The sequence below is a fragment of the Sphingobacterium paucimobilis HER1398 genome (genome assembly GCF_000416985.1).
Lineage (GTDB): Bacteria > Bacteroidota > Bacteroidia > Sphingobacteriales > Sphingobacteriaceae > Sphingobacterium > Sphingobacterium paucimobilis.
Window position 1 is genome coordinate 350078 of the sequence record NZ_ATDL01000015.1, and the last position, 24433, is coordinate 374510.

The 24433-nt window shown below is 40.9% G+C and carries 20 protein-coding genes; 15 read left to right on the forward strand and 5 right to left on the reverse strand.

Features of this window, described 5'->3' with window-relative positions; all coding sequences use genetic code 11:
• Nucleotides 1–125: 125 nt before the first annotated feature.
• Both M472_RS34400 and M472_RS34405 read right to left on the reverse strand, forming a co-directional pair.
• Nucleotides 126–1196 (reverse strand): histidine kinase, encoded by a 1071-nt coding sequence (locus M472_RS34400; protein ID WP_021070472.1) that lies wholly within the window; start codon nucleotides 1194–1196, stop codon nucleotides 126–128.
• Between the two features lie 2 nt (nucleotides 1197–1198).
• On the reverse strand, nucleotides 1199–1981 hold the full coding sequence (locus M472_RS34405) for a LytR/AlgR family response regulator transcription factor (RefSeq protein WP_021070473.1): 783 nt from the start codon (nucleotides 1979–1981) through the stop codon (nucleotides 1199–1201).
• A 131-nt stretch (nucleotides 1982–2112) separates the two neighbouring features.
• On the opposite strand from M472_RS34405, the gene M472_RS34410 reads away from it, so the two are divergent.
• The 5 genes from M472_RS34410 to M472_RS34420 all read left to right on the forward strand — a co-directional run bounded on the left by M472_RS34410 (nucleotide 2113) and on the right by M472_RS34420 (nucleotide 4905).
• The gene (locus M472_RS34410; protein WP_021070474.1) at nucleotides 2113–2337 is read left to right on the forward strand and encodes a hypothetical protein; all 225 of its coding nucleotides are present in this window, start codon (nucleotides 2113–2115) and stop codon (nucleotides 2335–2337) included.
• 1073 nt (nucleotides 2338–3410) lie between these two features.
• Nucleotides 3411–3818 carry a hypothetical protein gene (locus tag M472_RS45220; protein ID WP_144062714.1) on the forward strand — a complete coding sequence of 136 codons (408 nt, stop codon included), beginning with the start codon at nucleotides 3411–3413 and terminating at the stop codon, nucleotides 3816–3818.
• A 29-nt stretch (nucleotides 3819–3847) separates the two neighbouring features.
• Entirely contained in the window at nucleotides 3848–4186 is a 339-nt protein-coding gene (locus M472_RS34415; RefSeq protein WP_021070476.1) for a cyclic nucleotide-binding domain-containing protein, read from the forward strand.
• A gap of 115 nt (nucleotides 4187–4301) precedes the next feature.
• Nucleotides 4302–4502 (forward strand): hypothetical protein, encoded by a 201-nt coding sequence (locus M472_RS45225; protein ID WP_144062715.1) that lies wholly within the window; start codon nucleotides 4302–4304, stop codon nucleotides 4500–4502.
• Nucleotides 4503–4665: 163 nt separating this feature from the next.
• Nucleotides 4666–4905, forward strand: a complete 240-nt coding sequence (locus tag M472_RS34420; protein WP_021070478.1) for a hypothetical protein — start codon at nucleotides 4666–4668, stop codon at nucleotides 4903–4905.
• A gap of 69 nt (nucleotides 4906–4974) precedes the next feature.
• Here the strand turns inward: M472_RS34420 and M472_RS34425 are convergent, their stop codons facing one another.
• Genes M472_RS34425 through M472_RS34435 form a run of 3 tightly spaced genes read right to left on the reverse strand, consistent with a single transcriptional unit; the run spans nucleotide 4975 to nucleotide 10970 of the window.
• A complete protein-coding gene (locus M472_RS34425; protein ID WP_158499912.1) occupies nucleotides 4975–6240 on the reverse strand; it encodes a TlpA family protein disulfide reductase in 1266 nt (421 codons plus the stop codon).
• 22 nt (nucleotides 6241–6262) lie between these two features.
• Nucleotides 6263–7624, reverse strand: a complete 1362-nt coding sequence (locus M472_RS34430; RefSeq protein WP_081643166.1) for a RagB/SusD family nutrient uptake outer membrane protein — start codon at nucleotides 7622–7624, stop codon at nucleotides 6263–6265.
• Nucleotides 7625–7634: 10 nt separating this feature from the next.
• Entirely contained in the window at nucleotides 7635–10970 is a 3336-nt protein-coding gene (locus M472_RS34435; RefSeq protein WP_021070481.1) for a SusC/RagA family TonB-linked outer membrane protein, read from the reverse strand.
• Between the two features lie 590 nt (nucleotides 10971–11560).
• Between M472_RS34435 and M472_RS34440 the strand changes: the two genes are divergently transcribed.
• The 10 genes from M472_RS34440 to M472_RS34475 all read left to right on the forward strand — a co-directional run bounded on the left by M472_RS34440 (nucleotide 11561) and on the right by M472_RS34475 (nucleotide 24346).
• A complete protein-coding gene (locus M472_RS34440) occupies nucleotides 11561–12139 on the forward strand; it encodes a hypothetical protein (protein ID WP_021070482.1) in 579 nt (192 codons plus the stop codon).
• Nucleotides 12140–12152: 13 nt separating this feature from the next.
• On the forward strand, nucleotides 12153–13364 hold the full coding sequence (locus M472_RS44535; RefSeq protein WP_021070483.1) for a hypothetical protein: 1212 nt from the start codon (nucleotides 12153–12155) through the stop codon (nucleotides 13362–13364).
• A 16-nt stretch (nucleotides 13365–13380) separates the two neighbouring features.
• Nucleotides 13381–13812, forward strand: coding sequence for a GNAT family N-acetyltransferase (locus M472_RS0122770; RefSeq protein ID WP_021070484.1), 432 nt, complete (start codon nucleotides 13381–13383; stop codon nucleotides 13810–13812).
• Between the two features lie 26 nt (nucleotides 13813–13838).
• A complete protein-coding gene (locus M472_RS34445; RefSeq protein WP_021070485.1) occupies nucleotides 13839–14432 on the forward strand; it encodes an RNA polymerase sigma factor in 594 nt (197 codons plus the stop codon).
• A 131-nt stretch (nucleotides 14433–14563) separates the two neighbouring features.
• A complete protein-coding gene (locus M472_RS34450) occupies nucleotides 14564–15688 on the forward strand; it encodes a FecR family protein (RefSeq protein ID WP_031301712.1) in 1125 nt (374 codons plus the stop codon).
• Between the two features lie 242 nt (nucleotides 15689–15930).
• Nucleotides 15931–19425, forward strand: a complete 3495-nt coding sequence (locus tag M472_RS34455) for a SusC/RagA family TonB-linked outer membrane protein (RefSeq protein WP_158499913.1) — start codon at nucleotides 15931–15933, stop codon at nucleotides 19423–19425.
• Nucleotides 19426–19429: 4 nt separating this feature from the next.
• The gene (locus tag M472_RS34460) at nucleotides 19430–20848 is read left to right on the forward strand and encodes a RagB/SusD family nutrient uptake outer membrane protein (protein ID WP_021070488.1); all 1419 of its coding nucleotides are present in this window, start codon (nucleotides 19430–19432) and stop codon (nucleotides 20846–20848) included.
• Between the two features lie 10 nt (nucleotides 20849–20858).
• Nucleotides 20859–21971, forward strand: a complete 1113-nt coding sequence (locus M472_RS44540; RefSeq protein ID WP_158499914.1) for a thioredoxin domain-containing protein — start codon at nucleotides 20859–20861, stop codon at nucleotides 21969–21971.
• Nucleotides 21972–22512: 541 nt separating this feature from the next.
• A complete protein-coding gene (locus M472_RS34470; protein WP_021070491.1) occupies nucleotides 22513–23103 on the forward strand; it encodes an RNA polymerase sigma factor in 591 nt (196 codons plus the stop codon).
• A gap of 82 nt (nucleotides 23104–23185) precedes the next feature.
• A complete protein-coding gene (locus M472_RS34475; RefSeq protein WP_021070492.1) occupies nucleotides 23186–24346 on the forward strand; it encodes a FecR family protein in 1161 nt (386 codons plus the stop codon).
• Nucleotides 24347–24433: the final 87 nt, after the last annotated feature.

Sequence of the window (24433 nt, forward strand, 5' to 3'; positions counted from 1 at the left end):
AAAATGCCGATACGTCCCTTCCTATTTACAGACAGACTAGTGGGTAGATATACAGAATCCTGGTATGTCGTCAAGAGATGGTAAGTTTATAAAACAAACAAGTATATGGAAAATAAGATTAAGGTCTAGGAGATCTCGTGTGGTGCTTCGGCAAAAACAGCTATATTAAGGGTGATGACCACCTCAAAACACTGTCCTGTCTGCTCCACGGAAACCGTATTCATCGAGTCAATCGCGACTACATAATCACGTAAGAGTTTTAACCCCTTCCCGGTGGCTATCGGATTATGCTTCTTAGTTGCAGGAATCCAGTTCATCGCGCGTATCGTAAGGCTTTCGGGGGTAATACAGTACAAATCGATCAGGACGGGCTTATGCTCGTCTGTAGATATTCCATATTCGCAGGCATTTTCGACTAGTGTCAATAGCAACATATAGGGGATACACAGCTCGTCAGTGACGCCCTGCCCCCTGCGTATCTCCAGCATAATATCCTCATCCTCGCGGCGCAGGCTATAAATTTCAAGCAACAGGTCCACCTGTTCCAGTTCCTGTTTCAGTAACACAAAGCGTGTATCTTGGTGCTTTACGCTATAAACAAAGAGTGCCATCAGTAGATCGATACAACGTATGCTACGGCTTCTATCCCGTCGGGTCAACGCCCGCAGGGCACTCATGGTATTTTTCATGAAATGCGGAAAGAAATGCTGCCGAGCCAGCTGCTGCCGTAATAGCTTCTTACCTCTACGTACCTGCAAAAGCTCAAAATTCTGCTGCTGGAACTCCCCCCAGTTAGAAATCCCATGACGCACCATATAGTAGAGAAAACTAAATGAGTTGGTCGCTATATAAGCAGTCCACACGTGTTGATAGTTGCTGATATCCCAGTTACCATCCCATACAAACCCTCCTAACATCATGCTTATTGCTATCGACAAGCTAAATACCAATAGGTCAATCCCTATAAAGCCGAACATAATCCAAGCAAGAGCATACTTTCTACCTCCGGTAGCCCTCGGTAAAATGAACCAAATGGCCAACAAAAAAAGAAGGAGCAATGTCATCAGCATAAAAAATAAATCTATCCAACCTGAAAAGGCATACGCCGCTATTATGATAACGTAAGCGTATACCAGAAAGACAGCTACCCCCGCCACTATACGTAGCTCCGTATTTCCGACCGAACGATAAGGCATACTTATACCCTATTCCTTTCCAGATATGCTCTGACTTTGCGCCGATAGCCATCGGTCACCAATACCTTCCTATCGTGATAATAAACAATGGCATGAATGCTCATCTTCGTCGCATACGCCACATTGATCAATACTGAGGAATTTGGAGGTATGAAGACATCCAGTTTTTTAAACTGCTCATAAAAGTCCCTAAGCGCCATCCGCAACTGCCCCAGCAAAACGAGCGTCCCCTGAGGACCTGCGCCATAGAGATGGAGGTATTTTTCTTCACGCTCCACTTTGATGACATCCTTCAACAGTATCGGCACCCGCGCTCGTATCCTACGACTCGTTTTTCGGGGCCGTCCAGAGATTTCTACCTCTTCCTGTGGTGGTTGCAAAGCATAGATTCTTCGCTCTGCCTGCTCCAATGATTGGCGCAAGCCTAGACGTGCCATCAACTGCTGGACATCTTCCAGCTGCACCGGTTTGGATAGATAGTCATCAGGCTTCAATAAAGCATTTTCACGCAAGTAATCGTCGAAATGATCGGTAAAGAAAATAAAAAACCTGCAATGCTGGCGCAGTTCTTCTGCCCCCTCTATGCCCGACATCCCCTTACCAAACTGTATATCGCAAAAGATAAAATCCAGGACTTTGTCGTCTGTCCTCAGATATTCCAGCGCCGTCTCCACAGATCCATATGCATCGACTATAGTAAACAGCTCGGAGATATCCAATGCATCTGCAACATCTAGTCGCACGTTCTTCTCATCGTCAATAATTAGGGCGGTGTATAGATTCATTTTTAGCTTAAAATTCACTCCGGTTAATAGGTGAAGTTACAAAATAAACCACTAAATACCCTAAAAAAGCCCTTCGCGACATAAAAGTTACCGATAGATAAGATTTTTAAGACAATAAAAATTTAAATAATATGAACAATAAAACTAAACAAAAACTCATTTTATGCACCTGCCTAGTTATGGCCCTAGCGCTTTACAGTAATCTCCCGAATGCTCTTGATGCCCCCGTGCACCCTGTTGTCGAATCAGATCCAATAGACTACGACCGCCTAGGCACTAAGATTTTCGCACCCAAAAAGCCCACCAAGCTGAGTAATGACGAGGCTTTGAAGCGTTATCTTATACAGCACAACTAACCGAGAGTAAGATGCTACAACGAATCGGATCTATAGGCCTGGTACTACATCTTGGATTGGTATTCCTGCACAATATCTGCAATATCCAGCTACCGTCTACCAAGTTAAAATCGGCCTTAGATCCGATTACCCATGCTATGCAGAAACTCTGTAGCACACCGGGATTTCGTCATTATGGACAACTGGCCGGTATCCATGGATGCTACGGATTTTACAGTCCACAGGTGGGGAGTGTTTATTCAAGCCGGATAGAAGTACACTGTGCACGAACAGCGAGCGTACTACGACTCTCGTACCCGGGCCTACGGTCTACCGCCAGCAAGATCCGGTACTGTACCCTGCTTGAAGCGCTGGAAGGCTGGCGCGCTGAAGGCGATCAGCCCCAGGCTCCAGCACTGGCCCGTGCCACTGCAAAAAGTCTCTACAACCATGTACAACGCCAATATCCTGACCGCGAGATCCGACTTCGGATCTATAGCATACGTATACCAAGCCTAAACGAGCTCCGCTCAAAAAAACAAACCAACAAAATGATCATACCTATTTATGAACATCCGACACAGCAGCCCCCCCCTTATACAGCAGCACGTACTTTTGGTGACGGGCTACAGCTATTGCCACGCGGTATAGGCCTACTGCTATGGATCGAGATGCTGCAACTCTGGCCCGACCTGTCCCTGCTCTACGGCCCACACAGTGTCTACGATACGGAACTGCTCCCCTACTGGCATAGCGGTAGTGGTTGGAACTGGGAGGAGCTATTTCGCCGTGCCCACCCGCTATGGATCCATCTCACAGCGACGCTCTACAGCGTATGCTGTATCTGTTTAGTTTTCGACAGGTGGATCCCCTATTCCAGCCTCCTATTATTAATAATCCATCACGGTCTGTTTATGGCAGACCTGCGTTGGGCCTATGGCGCAGACTATCTGGCCCAAACCGGCTTGTTGTTTAGTCTACTTTTTAGCTATCATCCTCGAACGGACAGCCGGCACAAGTGGCTACGGAAAGGAGTTTACTTCTGGCAGGCACAGCTTGTTCTGGTCTACTTTTTTGGCGGGCTCGGCAAAGCTATGGGGCCGACCTGGTGGAATGGCGAAGCCATCTGGAAGGCCGTGCAGCAGCCATTTCCAGGCAACCTGCTTGATATTCCTCTATACTGGGGGAGCTGGCCTATGTGCTGGACCATTATAGGAATAGCTGTTGTGCTGTTGGAACTTGGCTATGTCCTTGCGTGGAACGGTAAAACTTTCAGAAATTTAATCTACTTGGCGACCATAGCAATGCACGCCGGTATAGCCCTGACTATCGGCCTATATCATTTCTCGGCGCTCATGATCTGGTACAACCTATGCGCCTGGTATTACCCTTATCGCACACAGACTAGTTATCCAATTCATAACGCACCCCTTGGACATGTCGCCCCTGATGCAGCAAGTACCGTCAAGAAGGCATCCATCCAATACAAGGAAAGGAGGTAAAATTCATGTATAAAAATAAACAAAGCACTATGAAAGAGTTAATCCATTTTTTTCAACAGTACCGCAAGCTCAGCCCCGAGGCACTGGACTTTATCCGATCTCAGGGCAAGATAAAAACCTATGTCAAAAATGAATGGTATAAGCAAGAAGCAGAGCTTATTCCCAAATGGTGCTTTGTCCTGGACGGGCTGGTCGCCAAGATAGGTTACAAAAAAGGAAATACCGAATATATCGAACGCCTATGCCCGACACAAGGGTGCTTTACAGGCAGCAAACACGCCTTCTCCAGCAGTAGGGAACCTTTGGCTATTCAGTTTTTACAGCCTACGACACTCTATGAAATCCCCATTACAGCCCTGCAAAGATAAAAGTCTTCCCGAACTTCGTATGAACAATAAGGAGCTAAATAACTGTAAAACACGTTCACTTGCGTAGTGCAACGAAGTCCCGACTTAGTCGGGAATAACACGATAACTCTACAAAATGACAGCAGAAGTCCCATATCATCCATCGGATATAGCACAAGCAGGTAGACACCGGGCCTTGCGGATAGACTCCGTAACCATAGGCGATCCCTCCTGGGGGCAGACCTACCCTATGCTGTATTTAGTTGGTATGATGCGAAGCTATTGCTACCGGCCGCTATTCAAACGGATACGGCGTAGATTTGCAGTATTCCCGTGAGGCGGTATTAAAGAGAATGGTCTGGCAAATAAGGAGTCCCACCGCCAAGAACCAAAAAGCCCTCTTAGCGAGGGCTGGGGCCAATGCAGTATCTGATTTTTTAACCAAGGCAGATACTATATTGTGATCAATTCATAAATCTAAGTTACGTAATTTCAATATTATGGCACTACAATGGTTTCACTATACAGGTTCAAATCCCGCAGATCCTGCCGACTATACCAAGTACGGATCATCGGCACCATCTGATTGTTCTGCACCAAGGCAACAGCTTTGTGCGATTCAGGCAGATGATGACGGCGGCGGTAATGAACCCGTTCTTGATAATGCAATATTACTGGAAATGGTCCAGGCATTACAGAATCAGTCGAATACCACTAACGTGTTTTTAAAACCACGTTAAGCGAGCGGCAATGAAGCCGCAATGTAAATAAAGGGTATGGTGATGAGCCATACCCTTTCTGTTTTATTATTAATCTACCTCTTCTATAACCAGAACTTTAATCTCCCGTTGCTCGACCTGCCCTTTGACACCATAAGCAGCCAACTGCTGATTAAGATCTTCTATGGTGGCATATGTCCCTATCTGTATCCGAGTTTCTACCTTAGCTTCATCTACCACAGGTGGAAATAAAGTTGTATAATCTAAAAATCCGGCTAATACTGCCGTGCCCACATAAGTCATCTTACGCCCTACATCTTTTCCATCATAGTCTACGACAGGACATTTCTTTAAAACCAAACAGGGCATCTTCTTGGTACTTTCATAGGCTCTCACTCCATACAGATTTACAAAGTCATCCATGATAATACGTGCCTGTATAGAGTCCGTACGGATGCGCATATCATACCGCTCATAAGATACAGCATGATCAACTAACCACACGTCACTAGGTTGTTCCGAAAAATTCTCATACTTAGTGGAGTCCTTTACGTTCCAGATCACACGGTCAAATCTTGGAACATAACTCGCTTTAATCTTAGCTTGCGATGCCAAGCTTAAAAGTGCCCCATACATACTGGCATTATAAAGCGAACTCTTGTGTAAACCTGTTAGGCTATCCAACTCAAACCGCCAAGGCTGGTAATCCACTCCGTTTTGATACCCCGAGAAGATAACCCCTGCTTTTATACCGCCATTATCGATGTTTTGATCATTTATTAAACTTGCTTTACCAAAATCATCCTTTAAAGGGAGTGCTATTTTACCCTCTTTGTGTAACTGCTGGATATTTTCACTATTGATAAAACCCGAGGAAGTAATAGCCTGCACCTTACCTTTATATAATAGTATTGCTTGAGGGATGCTTTTGTAAGGAAATAGCTTTCTTAGATAATTGTCTCCATAAATAACAGGCAGGTTGACTTTATGCTCTTTCAAGTATTTGTTTTTCTTAAAAAAGTCAACCATTGTTTGCTTGTCCTGCGGCGTAACGACAAACACTTTAAAAATATCAACGTGCTTCTTTTGCAGTTCCTGCAGGTGCGGCATGATCTGTATACAGGTACCGCAGGTGGTTTCAAACAAATCCAATAGCACCACTTTATCTTCGAGAGCCTTCCAATCGATTTTCTCATCCGTACTACGCATCAATTGCACTTTAGCAGGAGGATTAAATATATCCCCTACATTAAGCCGTTGCGAAAGGTCTACTACTTTTGACTGCTGTGCCGCCAAAGACATACAGCTCATTATATAGATTAGGACAATACCTATTTTAATTTTTTTTATCATCATTTCTTTACTTTCTAAAGTTTGTTTAACGTTCATTTTGTTGGATTCCACTCAGCTCCAATACGGTTTCGGATATCCGGTAAGCATACCTAAGATCATTGGGCGGTAATGCGTACGACTTATCTCCTACTACACGTTTGAGCGTAGTTTGAAAACGAGGTTCCAGATTAAGTCTCTTAAGATCAGACCAACGTCTACCACGAAACACCAATTCTTTACGCCTTTCATCCAGTATAAGCTGTAGCAGCCTGTCACCATCAGATTCTGATATGGACACATACGATGAGTTTTTATCCCATCTGGATTGGAGAAGCATATTGATTGTACCTCGTGCATCGGCCAATTTACCTAACCGAGTGGCTGCTTCGGCCTTGATCAGGTATACTTCACTGGTCGTAATCCCAAAAAATAAGGTATTGCTCTGATCGTAGCTACCTTTGTAATACCGAGAATCCACAGGATTGCTATTTGGCTTGAAGAACGCTCTTTTGCGCAGATCGCCATCCGAATAGGATGCATACAATATAGTATCTATTAGCGCTGTTGTCGCAGCCATAGGTGTAGCACCCGTTGCCAAGGCGGGAAACAGTACCTCAACATTAAAACGCGTCATAGGATTATTACCGTTTACATTCAGCTTGTTAAAATCCAATAGATCAGGCTTTAACTGTATGCAGGAATCGGCATAACTGTAGGCCTGTTCAAAATCCCCCATATACAGATATACCCTTGCCAATGCTGCATAAGCAGAAGCTTTGTGAGGCCTACTTTTTACAGGCTCGATGAGAGGTAAAAACCGTACGGCTGTTTTATAATCGCCAATAATCTGTGCAAAGGTTTGCTCCAACGTAGCGCGATGTGATTTTTCATCAACTCCCGGATCTAAACGTATTGGAATGCCCAGTTCCTTTGTGCCCGTAGTTTTCTGGTAAGCGGGACAGTAAAGCTCAGTAAGCTGATGAAAAGCAAAAGCTCTATAAAAATGAGCTGCGCCCCAAGCCCGCCGATAATCAACTTCCTGATTACCCTGTTGGGGTAGTTTACTTAAAATGGTAATCACCTGATTTGCTATATACACCACTTTATAGGGGCGTTGCCATTGCATGGCATCGATGTAGGGTTCATCCGACCATGTATAGGCCATACGCTGATCATAGTTGCTGATGGCATCCCAACGTTGCTTGGTTAGGTAATAGTCGTCTGTACCGATCTCGCCAAAAGTGGGGTAATTGCTATTAAGTGTTCCGTAATCATTGAGCAGAAGATCGGCATCGTGTAATGTTTTGGGTATAACCAATTTGATATCAGGCTTTTTATCTAAAAAATCTGTACATGCAACTGTCATCAACGATAAGCAGAGGATTACTATTATGTTATTGATTTTCATCACGCAGTAGTTAAAGGTTAAAATTAAGGCCGAAAGACGTCATCATCGGATCGGGATACATTTTTCCATATTCAGGGTCGATTCCTCTTTTATTGGCGTGCCATAAGGTACCGAGATTCTGCAGGTACGCGTAGAGGCGTAGATTTTTAAAACCGTAATACGCTAATCGGGGAAGCTGCACACTTAGCTGTATATCACGAAGCTTGATCTGGCCAGCATTCTCTACCCTTGATGATATACTTCTACCGAAATCACTTGCCGTATTATTATTAGGATATGTAAATGCCTGCACATCGGTCCATAACTCATCGCCAGGCTTCTGCCAACGTGTCTGATAGTCCATATGGCCGAACCTTTGATCCAGAAACTCTGAATTCACAAAAGATGTTCTGATAAACTTGTGTCCCAACTGGTAGGAGATGTTACAGGACAGCTCTAAGGTCTTGTAGCGAAAAGAATTGCGCCAAGAACCAAAATATACCGGTATCTGTGAGCCATTATTTTCCAGAGTTTCTGTCTTCGCTCCCGTTATTGCCGAATAATTTCTGGAAACCTCCCCGTTCAGGTAGCCACGGGGCATGCCATCTTCGGGATCCAACCCAGCCCATTTATAGGTAAGCAGACTGTATAAGTTCATACCTTCTATAGGCGTAGTCTGCACAGACAGGGGCTTTCCGACATTGATACGTGCGATATCCGAGGCTAGAAATGCCTTAGTGACCATTGTCCGCGCGTAAGCAAATACCAGATTAGAATTCCATTCCCAATGCTTCGTGGACAACGGCTTGCCGTTCAAAGAAATCTCCCATCCCCGGGTATCCAGATTGGCGGTATTGACACGCATCGAAAGAAAACCTGAAGTCGGATCGACCTGACCAGCAGCAATCAGATCCTTTGGCTTTTTTTGATAGTATTCGATAGAACCGCTTAGAATATTATTTTTGATTACAAAATCAAGACCGAAATTAAGGTTACCTACCCTTTCCCAACGTAAATTGGGGTTCGGAGGCGTACTCATTTCGGCGTAATTCTCCCCAGTGATTGTCTGCGGTCGCGCAGAAATAGAAATGATCGGAAAGGAGGACACTTCGGAATTTACGTTACCATTATATCCATAGGTAGCACGTAATTTTAATAATGAAAAGATCTCATTCCCCATAAAAGGCTCTCGCGATAATACCCAGGCTCCTCCCACCGACCAGAAAGGCTGGCCTTTATCGTTGGTCTTGACCCCGAATAAATTGGAAGCATCCTTGCGGGCAGAAGCACTGAGGATATACCGGTCGTTATACGTATATGCTCCGTTGGCATAATACGAAATAAACCTATTACTCAACGCCTGATAAAAATTGTTGTCCGGAAGCTTATCTGTACCGAACAAGCCATTTAATACCGGCACGACTTTACCATGGGCCATAGATTGAAATGAACCTGTCTCTGGATCAAAACCATTGTACTGTATGATACGATAGTCCTTATCTAAGCTGCGAATGTCGAAACCTGCAAATAGACTTAGGTCATGATGCTGCCAACTTCGCTGTAACTCCGATGTAATGCGCCCCTGATGCATGGTGCTGTTCCAAAGACGCTCGCCATAATAATCTCCTAGAGGTAGGTTCCAATACACCTGCTTGGCATCCCAGCTGGCAAATTCATTCAATCTGCGACGTTGCACAAAACTACCAACCCCATACCAATCTTCCGTTGGGTTAAAGTTGCGTTGATAAGCATAGAGTCCTGTAATAGTCAGACCCAAAGGGAGTCTATATGATGCAGAAATATTTGCCATCATATCCCGGTTACGTTGTGTCTGTCTAGTCTGATAAATATCTTCTAAGGGGATGTAATCATAGGATAATAAACGACCGCCTGCTACAGTATCGCGAAAATCCTGGCTGAAAGCGACGATGTCCACAACAAGTGGATTGCCATTTTCGTCAGCAAGCTGCATATAAGGCCAATTGGATACCCCCTTTGCCAGGCCATTGTAAGCAGACGACTGCAAGCTCTGCACTCTATCGGATTCGGTATATGTCAACCCCATCTGAAACGATAGGCTTTTGGTCGCTTTAATCTGTGTATTGGATTGGAGATTCCAACGATTGTACCTTTCCGTGACAAGCTCACCTAAATTTTTATCATAACCTAGTGCGACAGAGGTATTCACATTTGCTCCGCCAGCATTTAGGCGTACATTGTATTGCTGATTGACCGGATTACGATAGATATACTTCAAAAAATCATCACGCATATCTGTCCTACGAAGCTTATCCAGTTCAGCATTTAGTTGATCTTCCGTCATTAGACTCTTTCTCTGCTGGTCCATTAATTTGATAATGGGCTCGGGATTACTGGTCCATTCCTTTAGATCTGCATCAAATCTTCCTTTATTGAACAGTTCACGCATGACGTCAATGTAATCCGTGGTGCGCATACTTGGCAAATAATACAAGTCTGGTTTGTCTTTTACACTGAGATTAGTGTTGACACTGATGTTCGCTTTTTCGTTGAACCTGGCTCGCTTTGTCGTAATGACGATTACTCCATTTCCTGCCCGGGCGCCCCAAATGGAAGCTGCGGCGGCATCTTTGAGAATACTTATATTTTCGATATCGTTGGGATTGATATTATTAAATGTCGCGTAGCCATAGTCATTCAGCTTGCTTTCATAGGGCACCCCATCAATCACGATCAAAGGCCATCGTTCTGAAGATAACGTACTGAGACCACGTACATTCGCGCTTAACAGATCACCCCTGCTATTTGGATTGGATTTATTAAACGACAATCCCGGCACCACATCCTCTAGCCTACTCAGGAAATCCGTAGACACCTTCCTGTTAAATAAGGCCGAGTCGATAAACTCAAAGCTCCCCGTAGCTCTTTCCCTAGGTATCTTCTGGTATCCGGTAGATACCACTTCCACTTCTTCGATCTGTTTTTCACCAGTGTGTAGGGTGATATTTAATGTAGTAGACGTATTCTCATAGGCAACCCGTTGCGCTGCGTATCCGATATGTTTTATAGTTAATATCCCTGTAGGCTTATCCACGCTGATGGCAAACCTTCCCTCCTTATCCGTACGCGTATGCCTCTTATCTACTGCGACCGAAGCCCCTTCAATAGGCTTACCATCTTGAAGAGATGAAACCACACCTCTCAGTACGGTCTGAGTTAGGCCTTTGGCCCCCTGCCCGTAGGCAGGAGAAACCAAAGACCAACTAAACAACACACAGAATATTGTTAAAAATGCTTTAGGCCATAGGCTGTCAGCAATATGCTTTTTTACGTAGGCGCAGCTCTGCACTTTAGGCAGTCCTCTCCCACCCCTATTAAAATTTGTCATTTTAAGGTTCATTAGGTGTGACCTAATGAGGGCGGGTCAGAGCTTTTTCTTTTATCAACAACCTACACGTACCCAATCCTCGATCAGGTCACACTGTTTCAAATAAAAAATTAATTGAATATCAGGGATGTGCTTAAGGTTAATTTAAGTCTTTATAATCGGTATATGATGCACATCACAAGAATAGAAAGTCATGCTAAATGACCAAGATTACCTGGACTATTCCGGTGCTCTAATAATGTTTTTTGTTCTTTGTTTTCTCATAACTTGTTTATGTTATGAGTCCCGTTAGAGGATAGAAAAAAGTGGGCTCCTATCAACCGTACTGCTAGCTTCCGACGGCGTAGAAACGGTTAACGATAGGGCCCACACGCTATTGCGCATATCAAAGATATACAAAATCTCGATGTGGGCATTAAAAACCTATCGTCTCGTTCTACTGAAATGTCGGAATTCGCAGTCGAGACTCTTTCGTCTAATGCCTAAATCAAAACAATATTGATTTATAAATCAAAGATAAACAATAAAATAAATCAATACAAATTATTTACTTAGTTTTTCATCACTCACAAAAAAAGGTACTTAGAAGTATGTCAAAGTACCAAATATTTGAAATCGAAAATTATGCTATTAACGCTGTAAAAGAAGATAGGTTGGCGTTGTCCATAACACAAAAAGAACTTGCTAGGACTATCAACGATAATGAGGAAAGTAACTTTGTCGGTGTAGCCGAAAGCAACAAAAACACTACAACTTATAACGTTCGCCACTTACAACAGTTTGCTAGTTTATTTAATCACATTGCTTCCCAGAAAACTGATGAAGAGCTTTTTATGCTTGGAGCTAGAAGAAATTACCACTTTACAGATTATTTACCTGATAAAGCTTTAAATGACATTTTAGTAGAAAAGAATATTGTATTTATTCCTAATAGACTAAAAGCTAGTGGTGCACTTATACTATTATCTGAAGCAAAAGATAAATTTATAGAGAATTGGCATACAGTAAGGGAGTTTTGCGATTACGCTAACAGTTGCTATATGCAAAGTTGGGAGACTAGCCATTTTTCCAGTGCATTGGAATATGCTGTTAAACAAGGTAAATTTGAAAAGCAAGAGACCGCCGTACTATTTAGGAAAGCTACCCTAGAAAGCCTAAATTTGAAGTGATAATCATTTTTTAATGAAACGACAAGGCAAACCATCTCCCGTTACAATAAGTGCTATCGATTTTGCGTTAACTTACGCAATACAAAACTTACGTAAAAATAAAAGATGGTCATGGTTTGAACTTAGTTTCTTTATCGGCAAAGACGACGGTCAATTGGTAAGAAATATTGAAAATCCGCTTAAATCTTCAAAGTACTCACTATCAGATTTGAACTATGTTTTTCTAATTTGGGATATTCCATTCGACGAATTAGCCTTGAAAAACAACATCTCGGCAGACGATTTGTTACTTTCCGTTACTCCAACGAAAATTGGCAGAAAAGTTTCATATCAAATCTATTTAAAGACTAATAATGATACACTAGAACCATTATTAAATTTCGAAGAGGAGCATCAATTTGAATCCCTAGTAGCAGAGTCATCATTAATCAGTACAGATGCCGTAAGAGATTTCTTAAACGAATTATTAGTTATAAATTATTTCAACTCAGCGCGGACAGCTTTAGAAGTATATAATAAATTCCAAGAAAGATTTGGTGCCAGTCAACATCCTGCAAATTTGATTAAAGTTTTAATTGAGTTTTGTGATGGACGAAAAAAGAAAATCCTACATAATGATCGTAAAAATCTTCAAGGCAGATTGGTGTTTTATAAACAGTTAGATTTTAGTTTAGATTTATCAGACAAACCAATATCCCAATGCTTTAAAAATCAGAACATAGATTCATTTAAAAAAGCAGCTGAATGGGTTTCCAATCTAGATTATAGACGTAACGTTGATAAAGATAATGTACTATGCGTTTTCGATGAGCAGTGCGGCACCTGCAGTACCAAGCACGCGTTATTGAAACGTCTAGCGGATGAAAATGGCAATGAAGAACTTCAATTGATGCTTGGTATATTCGCTATGAATGCTAAGAATACACCAGCCATAAAAGACATTCTTAAAAAATATAAGCTCAAGTACATCCCGGAAGCTCATAATTACCTTCGGGCTTATAATTATATTTTAGACTATACGGGTATCGGCATTAATGAGACCAAATTTGAACTTGACATAATTCAAGAGCTCGAAATCCAACCCGATCAGATTACCGACTTTAAGGTCAAGTACCACAAGGATTTTATGGACAATTGGATTGAAGAGAACAAAATCCCCTACTCGCTCGATGAGCTATGGAATATACGGGAGGAATGTATAAAAGCGATTGTACTATCTAGATAGATACTAAATAGGCCGCATGATTGTGGTATTAAAAGCGACAGGGGAAATCTTACGGTGGTGCGGATTGATATATCATCCGGAAGAGGATGAATATGACATCGGTTACCGCTTCTATAAAAGAAATTGGGGAAAAGGCTACGCTACAGAAAGTGCAAAAGCTATTATCGCAGATGGCTTCGCTAGAATAGGCATGAAACAGATCGGAGGCAGGGCTCGCGTAGAGAATACCGCTTCTATCCACGTGTTCGACAAGTTAGGCATGGAATTCGTCAAAGACTACGGATATAGAGCTATCATGCGGTATGCACATGATGGTTACTTATCTCTTATAGGGTTCTGCGAAGCAAAACCAAAGCAGCTAGTAATAAACGGAAGAAGGGGTAAAATATTTAAAACGAGTTCAGTTATAAATAATAAACTGAACCCGTTGACAATAAATTTTTCCTAATTTTATCGGCTGACATATTTAACTTAATGAATAGCTACAAACAACTTTCAGATCAACAACTTGTAATTCTTCTTAAAAAAGAGGACAGACTTGCATTTGCTGAAATTTATGAGCGCTATGCCATAGTACTGTACTATAAAGTAAATCAGATATTACGGGATGAAGATGCCTCCAAGGACGTGATCCAAGATCTGTTTACTTTTATCTGGGAAAGATCGGATAATCTGGATGAGAATCAAAATCTTTCAGGTTATTTATATATTGCTTCTCGAAGTCGTGTCCTCAATCTTATACAAAAAGGTAAAACGAAAAGTGACTATCTATCGGAAATTGGTAAATTCAGTGAGATCGTAGCCAACGAAACCCTCGAAAAACTAGATGAAAAGGAACTTTTAAGACTGGTTACGAATGAGATAGATAAACTTCCAACTAAGATGCGAGAAGTATTTCAACTGAGCAGGATTGAAGATCTGTCCCATCGCGAAATAGCTCAAAAGCTGGGCATCAGTGAGACTACTGTTAAAAAGCAGGTACAAAATGCGCTAAAAATACTTAAGCAACGACTTTCTATGTATAGTTCTTACGGACTATTACTTTTAGTTTTTTTGAGAGGGCATTAACAACCTCAAAAACAATACTATTAAGTTATCGTTAAGAAAAAAACATTTTTTTTTAATTTTCATCTACTCCCAACCTTCTTCTCATTTGTATTATAACTATCTAGGTGAATACTAACCAGTCAAAAGATACAATGAAAAGGAAAATAGGAAAGAAGCTTTTAAAAAAGTATCTCTCGGGAAAATCTTCTGAGAAGGAAAACCGTATCATCGAGGATTGGTATGCCTACCGGACTATCGTTGCATCTGAAGACTATGGAACAGAAGACTATGCACGCATTAAATCGGAAATATGGGAGGCTTTAGAAAGTAAATCACTGCGATCAGGTACTTCTAGATTTAAGTGGTTGCCTTACGCGGCTGCTCTTATCCTTACACTGACTTTTGCTGGAATATACCTATACCGTACATCATCCAAAATTTATTCTGTACAAAACTATAGCGGAACCCCCATAAATCCAGGAAAATCAGGCGCCACACTCACATTGTCAGATGGTTCTAGAATTGATTTAAGTGAAGCGAATATAGGTCAGCTTACAACAGAGTCCGGTGTTATTGTCTCAAAATCGGCAGAGGGGTCTTTAGTCTATCGCTTCGAAAAATCTAGTCGCGAAAGTGCTAATACAATAAATACATTGTCCACGGCAAAAGGCGAGACTTATCAATTGGTACTACCTGACGGATCTAAAATCTGGCTGAATTCTGCATCGTCTATATCATTCTCTTCTACTATAGGGCAAGGTCGTATCCGCAAGGTTTCTCTTGAAGGAGAGGGATACTTTGAGATCGCAAAATCAAAAATCCCATTTGTGGTAGAGACTGCTTCACAAAAAGTAGAAGTACTTGGAACTCATTTTAATATTGAAGCGTATAAAAGTGGAGAAGCTGTGGTCAAAACTACCCTCATTGAAGGTCGTGTAAAAGTACTCTCCAACGGCGAGTCATCCATACTTTCACCAGGTCAACAGGCTGTAAGCAAAACAGGACGTTTAAGTATACACGAGGAAGATTTAGAAGCTGTGCTTGCGTGGAAGAATGGTTTCTTCAAATTTGACGGCAACCTGGTTGATGTAATGGAAACCTTAAGTCGCTGGTATGATGTAAAGGTGGATTATCGAGCTGATGTTCCCAAAGAATTAAGTTTATGGGGATATGTATCGAGATCAAATGATCTTATCTCAATTCTAAGTCAACTGGAACGCACGAACAAAATAAGATTTGAAATTCAAGGACGAAAAGTAACCGTATTGCCTCATTAATAAACAAGAATAATATGAATAATTAAACTTATTTCAAGAATGGTCGGATAGCAAAAAAACCGTAAAGTGTGCTACCACTTTACGGCCAATCGGGGTCAACGTAAGCTAACAGATTATTCACATGTTCGGCTAAACAATCTAAAAAAACACTAATCATTAAACCCAAAAACAAAAGTATGGAAAAAAATGCTTTGATGCACCTATGGCGGTATATGTCACGACCACCAAAAATGTTATTAATTATGAAGTTAATATTCTTATTCTTAACCACACTGTTCGTACACAGTTATGCAAGCTCTTATGGCCAGAACGTCAATATTACCGAAAGGAATGCTACCCTGGAAACTGTTGTTAAAAAACTGCGGCAGCAAACAGGCTACGATTTTCTATTGGATAAAGAAGTGTTACAAGGAGACAAAAAAATAGACCTTAGTTTAAAAAGCGTAAGTCTAGAACAAGCACTTGAACGATTATCCAAAGAACATAATTTACAATATACCATCAAAGAAAAATCGGTAGTCATTACAAAAGGGAAATCCAGTGCAATCGTACCATCTTCCAATAACCCTGTCCAGCAAGGACTGGCGGGGCTGGTAATCGATGAAAAAGGAACTCCTCTTATCGGTGCTACTGTAAAGGTGAAAGGGAGCACTCTAGCATCCGTTACAGATAATAAAGGTTTTTTTCGCTTTGAAAGACTGGAAATCGGTGATATTCTGGAAATAACTTATGTTGGATATAAAATAAATGAAACTGCTGTCACAAGCGGCCAACTGGCGCAGAAGGAGTATTTGATAATACACATGAAGCCACTGACGGAAAACCTGGAGGAAATCACCATTGTAAACACAGGCTATCAGAAAATAAGCAGAGAAAACGTAACAGGATCGGTGACCACTATAGGTAGCAAAGAACTTAGCAAAAGAAACGCCGTAAATATCATGGAAAATCTTGAAGGAGTGGTACCTGGCTTGGTGCAATATCAGGGCAAAGCCAGCATACGGGGTGTAAGCACACTAGATGCAAATGCAAATATATTGATCGTTGTCGATGGACTTCCTATTGAAGGATCTATCAGCGACCTGAATCCTTACGATGTGGAGAGCATAAGCGTACTGAAGGATGCAGCGGCCGCTGCGATCTATGGTGCCCGAGCTTCTAATGGGGTCATTGTAGTCACAACTAAAAATGCTCAGGAAAAAGGGAAAACCGTTGTGGAAGCTGCCGCAAACCTGACTTTAACGCAAAGACCTGATTATAGCTACAATAATTATATGACCCCCAGTCAACAAGTAGAATGGGAAAGCAACTATTATAAGTGGTGGTTTTCGGGAGGTAACGGCTCTGTTGTCAATCCCATAAATCAATTGGAAAGCGATATAAACACAGGTAATCCTATATCGCCTATACGGTATAGTTATTACCAGTTCACCAAAAATGAAATTTCACAAACACAGTTGGACGCTATTTTAGACAGCTACAGACAAAATGATTTTGCTAAAGAATACCGGGAGCATGCTTTATTAACTGGAATTGGGCAACAGTATAACCTGGCTTTGCGTACCAACAGTGGACGAACACAAAATAATTTAGTCATCAACTATACTTCAAATAATCAAGGCATTATCAATGCTTTTGATAAGCGGATCAATCTTCATTATAAAGGTACGTATACACCTGATAAATGGCTTGATATCAATTATGGAGTAAATAGCGTAATTGGTAAAAACAAAACACATAATAACCAATTTGCAACTACTCCATTTAATGTTCCGTCATACTATAGATTATTAAACGATGATGGTAGCCGGGAATATTACACTACAAATAGATTTAACGCATACAACAATATATTTGAGACTATTCCGGGACTGTATTCGGCAGAATTTAATCATCTAGATGAACTGGAACGTGACTTTAAGAACACCTCTTCCCTTCATACTCGTTACTATGTAAACATGGATATCAGACCTATACAAGGACTTATATTGAGTCCTATGTTTCAGTATGAAGATATTCGAACGGATATGTCGGGCTATTCGGAAGCGGAAAGTTATACAATGCGCTGGCTACAGAATGTATACACTAAAACCGACGGAACCTATGGTGCAATGCTGCCTAAAGGAGGTAAACTGAATACCTCATCGCTAAGAAGTCCTAACTACACCGCTCGTATGCAAGCTAATTATGATCGTAGCCTAGAGGATCACCGGATTATAGCTTTAGCAGGTTTTGAGATACGCCAGACTCGTAATTATGGCCAACATGGAATTTTGTTGGGATATGATGACCAGCTTCAGACTCAGTTTACAAACAATGTGAACTTTAATGACCTTTTCAATAGAAACATGGGGACATTCTGGAATATGAACTACCCAACCAGACAATACCATTTCTTTGAAGAACTATCTACTATGGGATTAGAGCGGGACGAAATGCATCGATTTGCCTCAGGTTATGCTAATCTCACCTATAGCTTCAAACAGAAATATAATCTATTTGGATCTCTGCGCAAGGATTATGCAGACCTTTTTGGTGGAGACGAGCGTTATCGAGGAAAACCTCTTTGGTCGATGGGGGCTTCTTGGGTCGTATCCAATGAAGATTTTATAAAGGCACACACTTGGATTAACTATTTAAAGCTTAGAACATCTTACGGTTTAACAGGGAATATTAAAAATGTAACAGCGCGCTTAGCCGCCACTTCGGGAACGAATAATCTGACACAACTTCCGAACGCTACAGTATCAAACCCACCTAATGATCAATTGCGCTGGGAAAAAACGGCAACAACAAATGTAGGTGTTGATTTTTCAACATTTGACAACCGTCTAAAAGGGACACTAGACTGGTACCATCGGAAAGGAACAGATCTATTTGCTGTAAAAAGAATGGATCCCTCAGAAGGTTTCAATTCAATGATTATTAACAATGCAAGCATGGTAAACAAAGGGCTCGAATTCAGTCTTAGTTATGATTGGATGAGATCAGAAAGTTTATTTAGATGGACGTCTCAGCTCACCGGTGCGTGGAATAAAAACAAAGTTACCGAAGTGGATGAATTGACCAGAAATCCAATTACATTGGCTGGAGGAGGTTCTTACAAAGTTGGATATCCGGTAAACTCAATATTTTCTTTCCGCTTTGCAGGATTGGATGATATGGGTATGGCCCAGTGGTTTAATACAGCTGGTATTCCTACAAAAACAACCCTCGGGCCTACAGAGGCTGAAGCTATCGTATACTCGGGTAGTGAAGACCCTAAAGTCAATATCGGCTTTAACAACGATTTTTCATACAAAGGCTTTGATATTGGTATATATGCGATATATTATGGAGGGCATCATTTTAGAGCTAGACCTGTACCACTACCCTACCAAATGCCTAACTACGGTTCGTTGCCATCCTATCTATTGGAAAGTTGGTCGCCTACTAATAAAGATACAGATGTACCAGGAAGTGGCGAATTTTATCAAATCCCTCCTACTAACCAATACTATTATTCGGACAATCTGGTTCGTAAGGCCGATTTTATCAAAATCAGAAATATTGTATTTGGTTATACCGTACCACAACAGATAAGTTCGAAAGTAAGAGCTAATAACTTAAGGATACGTCTCCAACTTAATAATCCAAAATCAATATGGATAAAACAGAACGACGTACATATAGATCCGGAAACAGGTAGCGCACCTATTCCGACTTCGTTTGTATTTGGTCTTAACGCTAATTTTTAAAAAAATGAAAACAAGATTATATATATATATTTTATGTAGCATACTGCTACTAAGCACAGTTATCAGTTGTGCAAAATATACGGACTTTGTACCAAAGGGACAGAACCTATTGGATCGAGTAGAGGATCTTGACCAATTGCTCAACGTGCAGTATTCTGGAAGTACTTTTAATATGAATCGTCTTTCACTGATAGCAAATGATATGTATCTTCTGGCATACAATGTTCCAAATGTTATATCATCGAATGTGGTTACTATGGACAAGGTATTGCTCACCTATGATGAAACTGCTGATCGGGCAGCGCTAACCCCTACCGATGGCCGTTATGATGGTCTTTACAAAAACATCGCCATGGTCGCTAATATTGTATTGACTAATGCAAATAGTGCAAAAGGTGATCAAAAATTATTAGCCCAACTGAAAGCTGAAGCTTATGTGTTAAGGGCATTCATGCACTTCCTTTTGGTCAATATGTATGCTAAGGCCTATGATCCAAGTACTGCAGCCACGGATGGTGGCATCCCTTATGTCAAAGACATAAACTTTGAAGAGGTTAATACTAAAAATACCGTAAAGGAGGTATATGATAATCTTTTGGAAGATGTAGAGACTGCCTTGGCACTAAATACGTTGCCTGATCATCCCAAGAACAGTATGCGAGTAGGTAAAGGATTTGCTTATGCGGTGAAGGCCAAAATACTGCTATCTATGCGCAACTACAGTGAAGCGCTCATAGCCACGAATGAAGCACTAAAGTATAATAGTACTTTAGAAGATCATAGACCCTTATTAGCTGAGCCTGTACTAGAGAAAAGAACTTTAACCCGCTCTGGCTTAAAAGCTCCAGACAACCTATTTTATGCCTTTTCGAATGCCTTTGACCCTTCAATACTTACACCCACCTATGAAATTCTCAGTGACTATTACGAGCCTGGAAATATTATTAAAGATAGAACTAACGTTTACAATTATCAGTTCGGATTTCTATACGTAGGTCTCCAAAATATTCCTGCTTGGATAGCTCAGCTATATGAGTCTAACAGTGCGGGATTGACTGTTTCAGATCTAGTTATGATGAAATCTGAGTGTTTGATAAGGACAAATAAGATAGCTGAGGGTATGGCAGAAATTGAAAAAATCCGCGTACGACGCATTAATCCCGCAGTCTATGTACACCTCTCTGCAAGTGACGAAGTACAAGCTATGGCTCATCTAAAAAAGGTATCCAGGATTGAGTTCCTATTCACCTGGAGAAATTTTGTCAACATAAAAAGATGGAACAGTGAAGGTACATATGCTGAAACTATTCGAAGGACAATTAATGGAAAGACGTATACATTATCTCCCAATTCCCCATTATGGATTTTACCATTCCCGCAGAGCGCGACTCAATTTAATGAAACACTTACCCAGAATTATTAAAACAAAAAAAATGACAAATAAAATAATGCTTTTAATAGTGTCAATCTGCACACTATTTTTAAATACCACTTTTGGCCAAAAAAATGGTAAACTAGGTGTCGGTGATATCGCCCCTGAAATCCGCTTTTCAAAGTGGTTAAAAGGTCCTCAATTTAATACCTTTGATCCCCAGCAGATCTATGTTATGGAGTTCTGGGCAACATGGTGTGGCCCCTGTAAGCAAGCTATGCCCCATTTAACCGAGCTTCAGAAACAGTATAAAGGAAAAGTCACATTTGTAGGAGTAAACGTATGGGAGAAGATTTCTAAGGGAGAAAGCTATGAAACGGTCGTGCCTAACGTAGAGAAATTTGTTAGAGGCAACGACACGAATATGGGCTATACTGTATTCGTCGATAATGGCGAGCAGCATATGGGCAATAATTGGCTAAAAGCAGCTGGACAGAATGGTATACCGGCAAGCTTCATTATAAAAGATAACCGCATAGTTTGGTTAGGACATCCAAATGGATTAGACACAATCCTACCAAAAGTACTTGACGGTAGCTTTGACGAAAAAGCATTTAAAGCGGAAGCTGATAAAAATGCTCAAAAAGAACGAGAATATATGGAAGCAAGGATGGCCTTATTTAATCCAATACAAGAAGCTCTATTGGCAAAAGATCATAAAAAAGCCTTTGCTCTAATGGATAAATTAACTACAGAAAAGCCTGAATATAAAAAGATGATGGATATTACCAAATTCAAAACTCTTCTAACAGAAATTGACGAGAGACAAGCTGTAGATTTTGCTAAAGAAGCTTTAGTTACCGATCCATCAATCTCCTCACTTTTATTGGCTGAAATCTACAAAGTAGACGGACTATCTAATGAAACATACATTTGGTTAGCAGACAACTTTCCTGAAAAAGATAAAATAACCAATCCTCTTGTAGCTGATGCCATTGCTACCTGCTATGCCAAAGGTGGTAATTTTGAAAACGCTATTATCAATCAGAAAAAAGCATTGGAGATCGCTGAAAAAGCACTCAAAGAAGGTACTATGGTAGGCACGGTAATGGATTACACTGTACAAGAGTATAAAGATAAAATTGCTCTTTATAAAAAGGGAGAACTGAAATGATCCGTTATGTAATTGACTTGAAAAACGTAAAATGCGGAAAATAATCGTTTACTTTTTTTAGTCATTCAAATGCGAAGTCTATACTGGACTTCGCATTTCTAGTTTTATATAATTTGTGAAGCACGGAGATACTTTAAAATGAAATTGAGCTATATCAACATTTTAAAAAAGAGGTAAGCAACAGCACTTTTCATTGCATTATATTTAGACCTGTAAATATAATGTATGAGAGAATACCCCGAAGACAAACTAATCAAAGCGCGCGCAGCACTCGAATCGTTACTCCATAAATGTGAAAAATCTTTACAAAAAAAAACGGATGGCACCTCACAATACACCTTGCTCGTGAACAGAATAGAGGCTTTACAAATTGTATTATATCGTATCTCGAAAGAAATGAAAGGGAAATCTACAAAAAAACAGTCGCATAAGTAATAAACGCTTCACATCACGTATAAATTTAAAAATATAACTATCTTGGCTTACCTTTGTAATTCGGGCTGACCAGGATTGCCTATTTAGAAGTGCGATAATTATATTTATGAATTCTTATATCGAATATTCGGACAAGGAGCTTGCTATTCTGTTAAGTCAGGATGACCAAGCTGCTTTTCGACATATCTTCGAAAAATGGCATAAAAAACTTTATCACTTTTGTATCCGTTACCTACACAATGCGGAACAATCTGAAGAAGCCGTCCATGACACGCTAATCAAGCTTTGGACTACGCGTCACAAACTAGACCCCAATCAATCTCTGGAAGGTCTACTTTACACCATTTGTAAGAGACTGTGTCTCAACCGTATTCGAGAAGCTTCTCGATTCAGCGCTGCAGCGGAGGAACTCTGGATAAATTACCTGGACCAAAGTAACAGTACGGAAGAATTTCTAAATCTTGTAGAACTGCAAAAATTTACGGATCAAGCTGTCCAAAAATTGACCAAACAACAGCAACTCGTTTTTAAAATGAGTAGATATGAGGGATTAAGTCAACAAGAAATTGCCGAAAAACTTAACATATCCAAAGAAACCGTAAAAAAACACAGTGCCGAAGCCCTTAAATCGCTCCGACTTCAATTCGACAGTTACTTTCAGCTCGCGGTAATTTTTATGCTATTCAACAAATTTTAGTTTTTTCTTCATACCAACTACTCCCTTGTCTGCTTTCCGGTGTATTATCAATTAGTAGCACCATATTGAAGCCATCTAAGACATGAATGAGGAAAACTATATCATCCAGCAACTACTGGAAAAGTATGCTAACGGAAAAATTAGTAAAGCGGAATATGATAAACTTTTGTCGTATCTGAACGAATATGATACGTTGGACGATGTGGAATTGTTTATGGATAAAGATTGGAAAAGTCTTGATAACTATCCTCTCTCCCACTCCAAGAGCGCGGATATTTTCCAAGGTATCGTTAAGGATCCAGTATATGCCCAATCTATCCCCCGCCGTAGAAATAAGATTTTGTCCATCAAATTATGGAAATGGGGTGCGGCAGCTGCTGCGATAATCCTGGTTATTTGGGGGGTACAGCTGTATAATCACAATGGATCAAGTTTAAAACCGGAACATGAATCGCTCCAAAAACACGAAATAGTAGCAGGTGGAAATAAAGCAACAATAACATTAGCGAATGGCGAGCAAATACTATTGAGCGAAAATCAAAGCGGTATCGTGATCGATGATGAACAGTTGACCTATAATGATGGTACTTCGCTTGGTCTACCTGCGGGATCTTCGACCACCCTGACACAAACTATTGCAACTCCGAAGGGAGGAACCTACCAGATCACCCTATCCGATGGGACTAAGGTCTGGCTAAATGCTGCCACAAGCCTAACCTATTCTACGCATATGGGCGCATCAAAAACACGTCTTGTTAAACTGGACGGAGAAGCCTACTTTGAGGTAGCAAAGGATCCAAGAAAACCTTTTGTCGTGGAGAGTAAAAATCAAACCATAGAGGTACTGGGGACCCACTTTAACGTAAACAGCTATAGTGAGGAAACAGTGAGCCGTACTACGCTACTAGAAGGGGCTGTAAAAGTTAACAATACCCTTTTAAAACCGGACCAACAGGCTATGCTCCAAGGCAACAACATCCACATTCTGAATGTGGATGCAGAAAGAACAATCGCCTGGAAAAATGGCAAGTTTATTTTCAAAAGTGAAAGCCTGGAAAGCATTATGTTAAAACTATCTAGATGGTACGATGTAGAAGTTGTCTATAATGGCGACTTCAGTGACAAGGTTTTTACCGGTTCTATGCGCCGTAAGGATGATATCTCTAAAATTCTAGAAAAAATATCCTTTACGAAGGCCGCCAAATTTAAAATTGAAGGAAGGAGGATTATCGTCATGCCATAATATATTCCATCTAAATGGCTGAAAAAAAACGGGAGTACTTCGACCTACCCCCGCTTAACTGTTTGGCCAATCATTACAATTCATTAC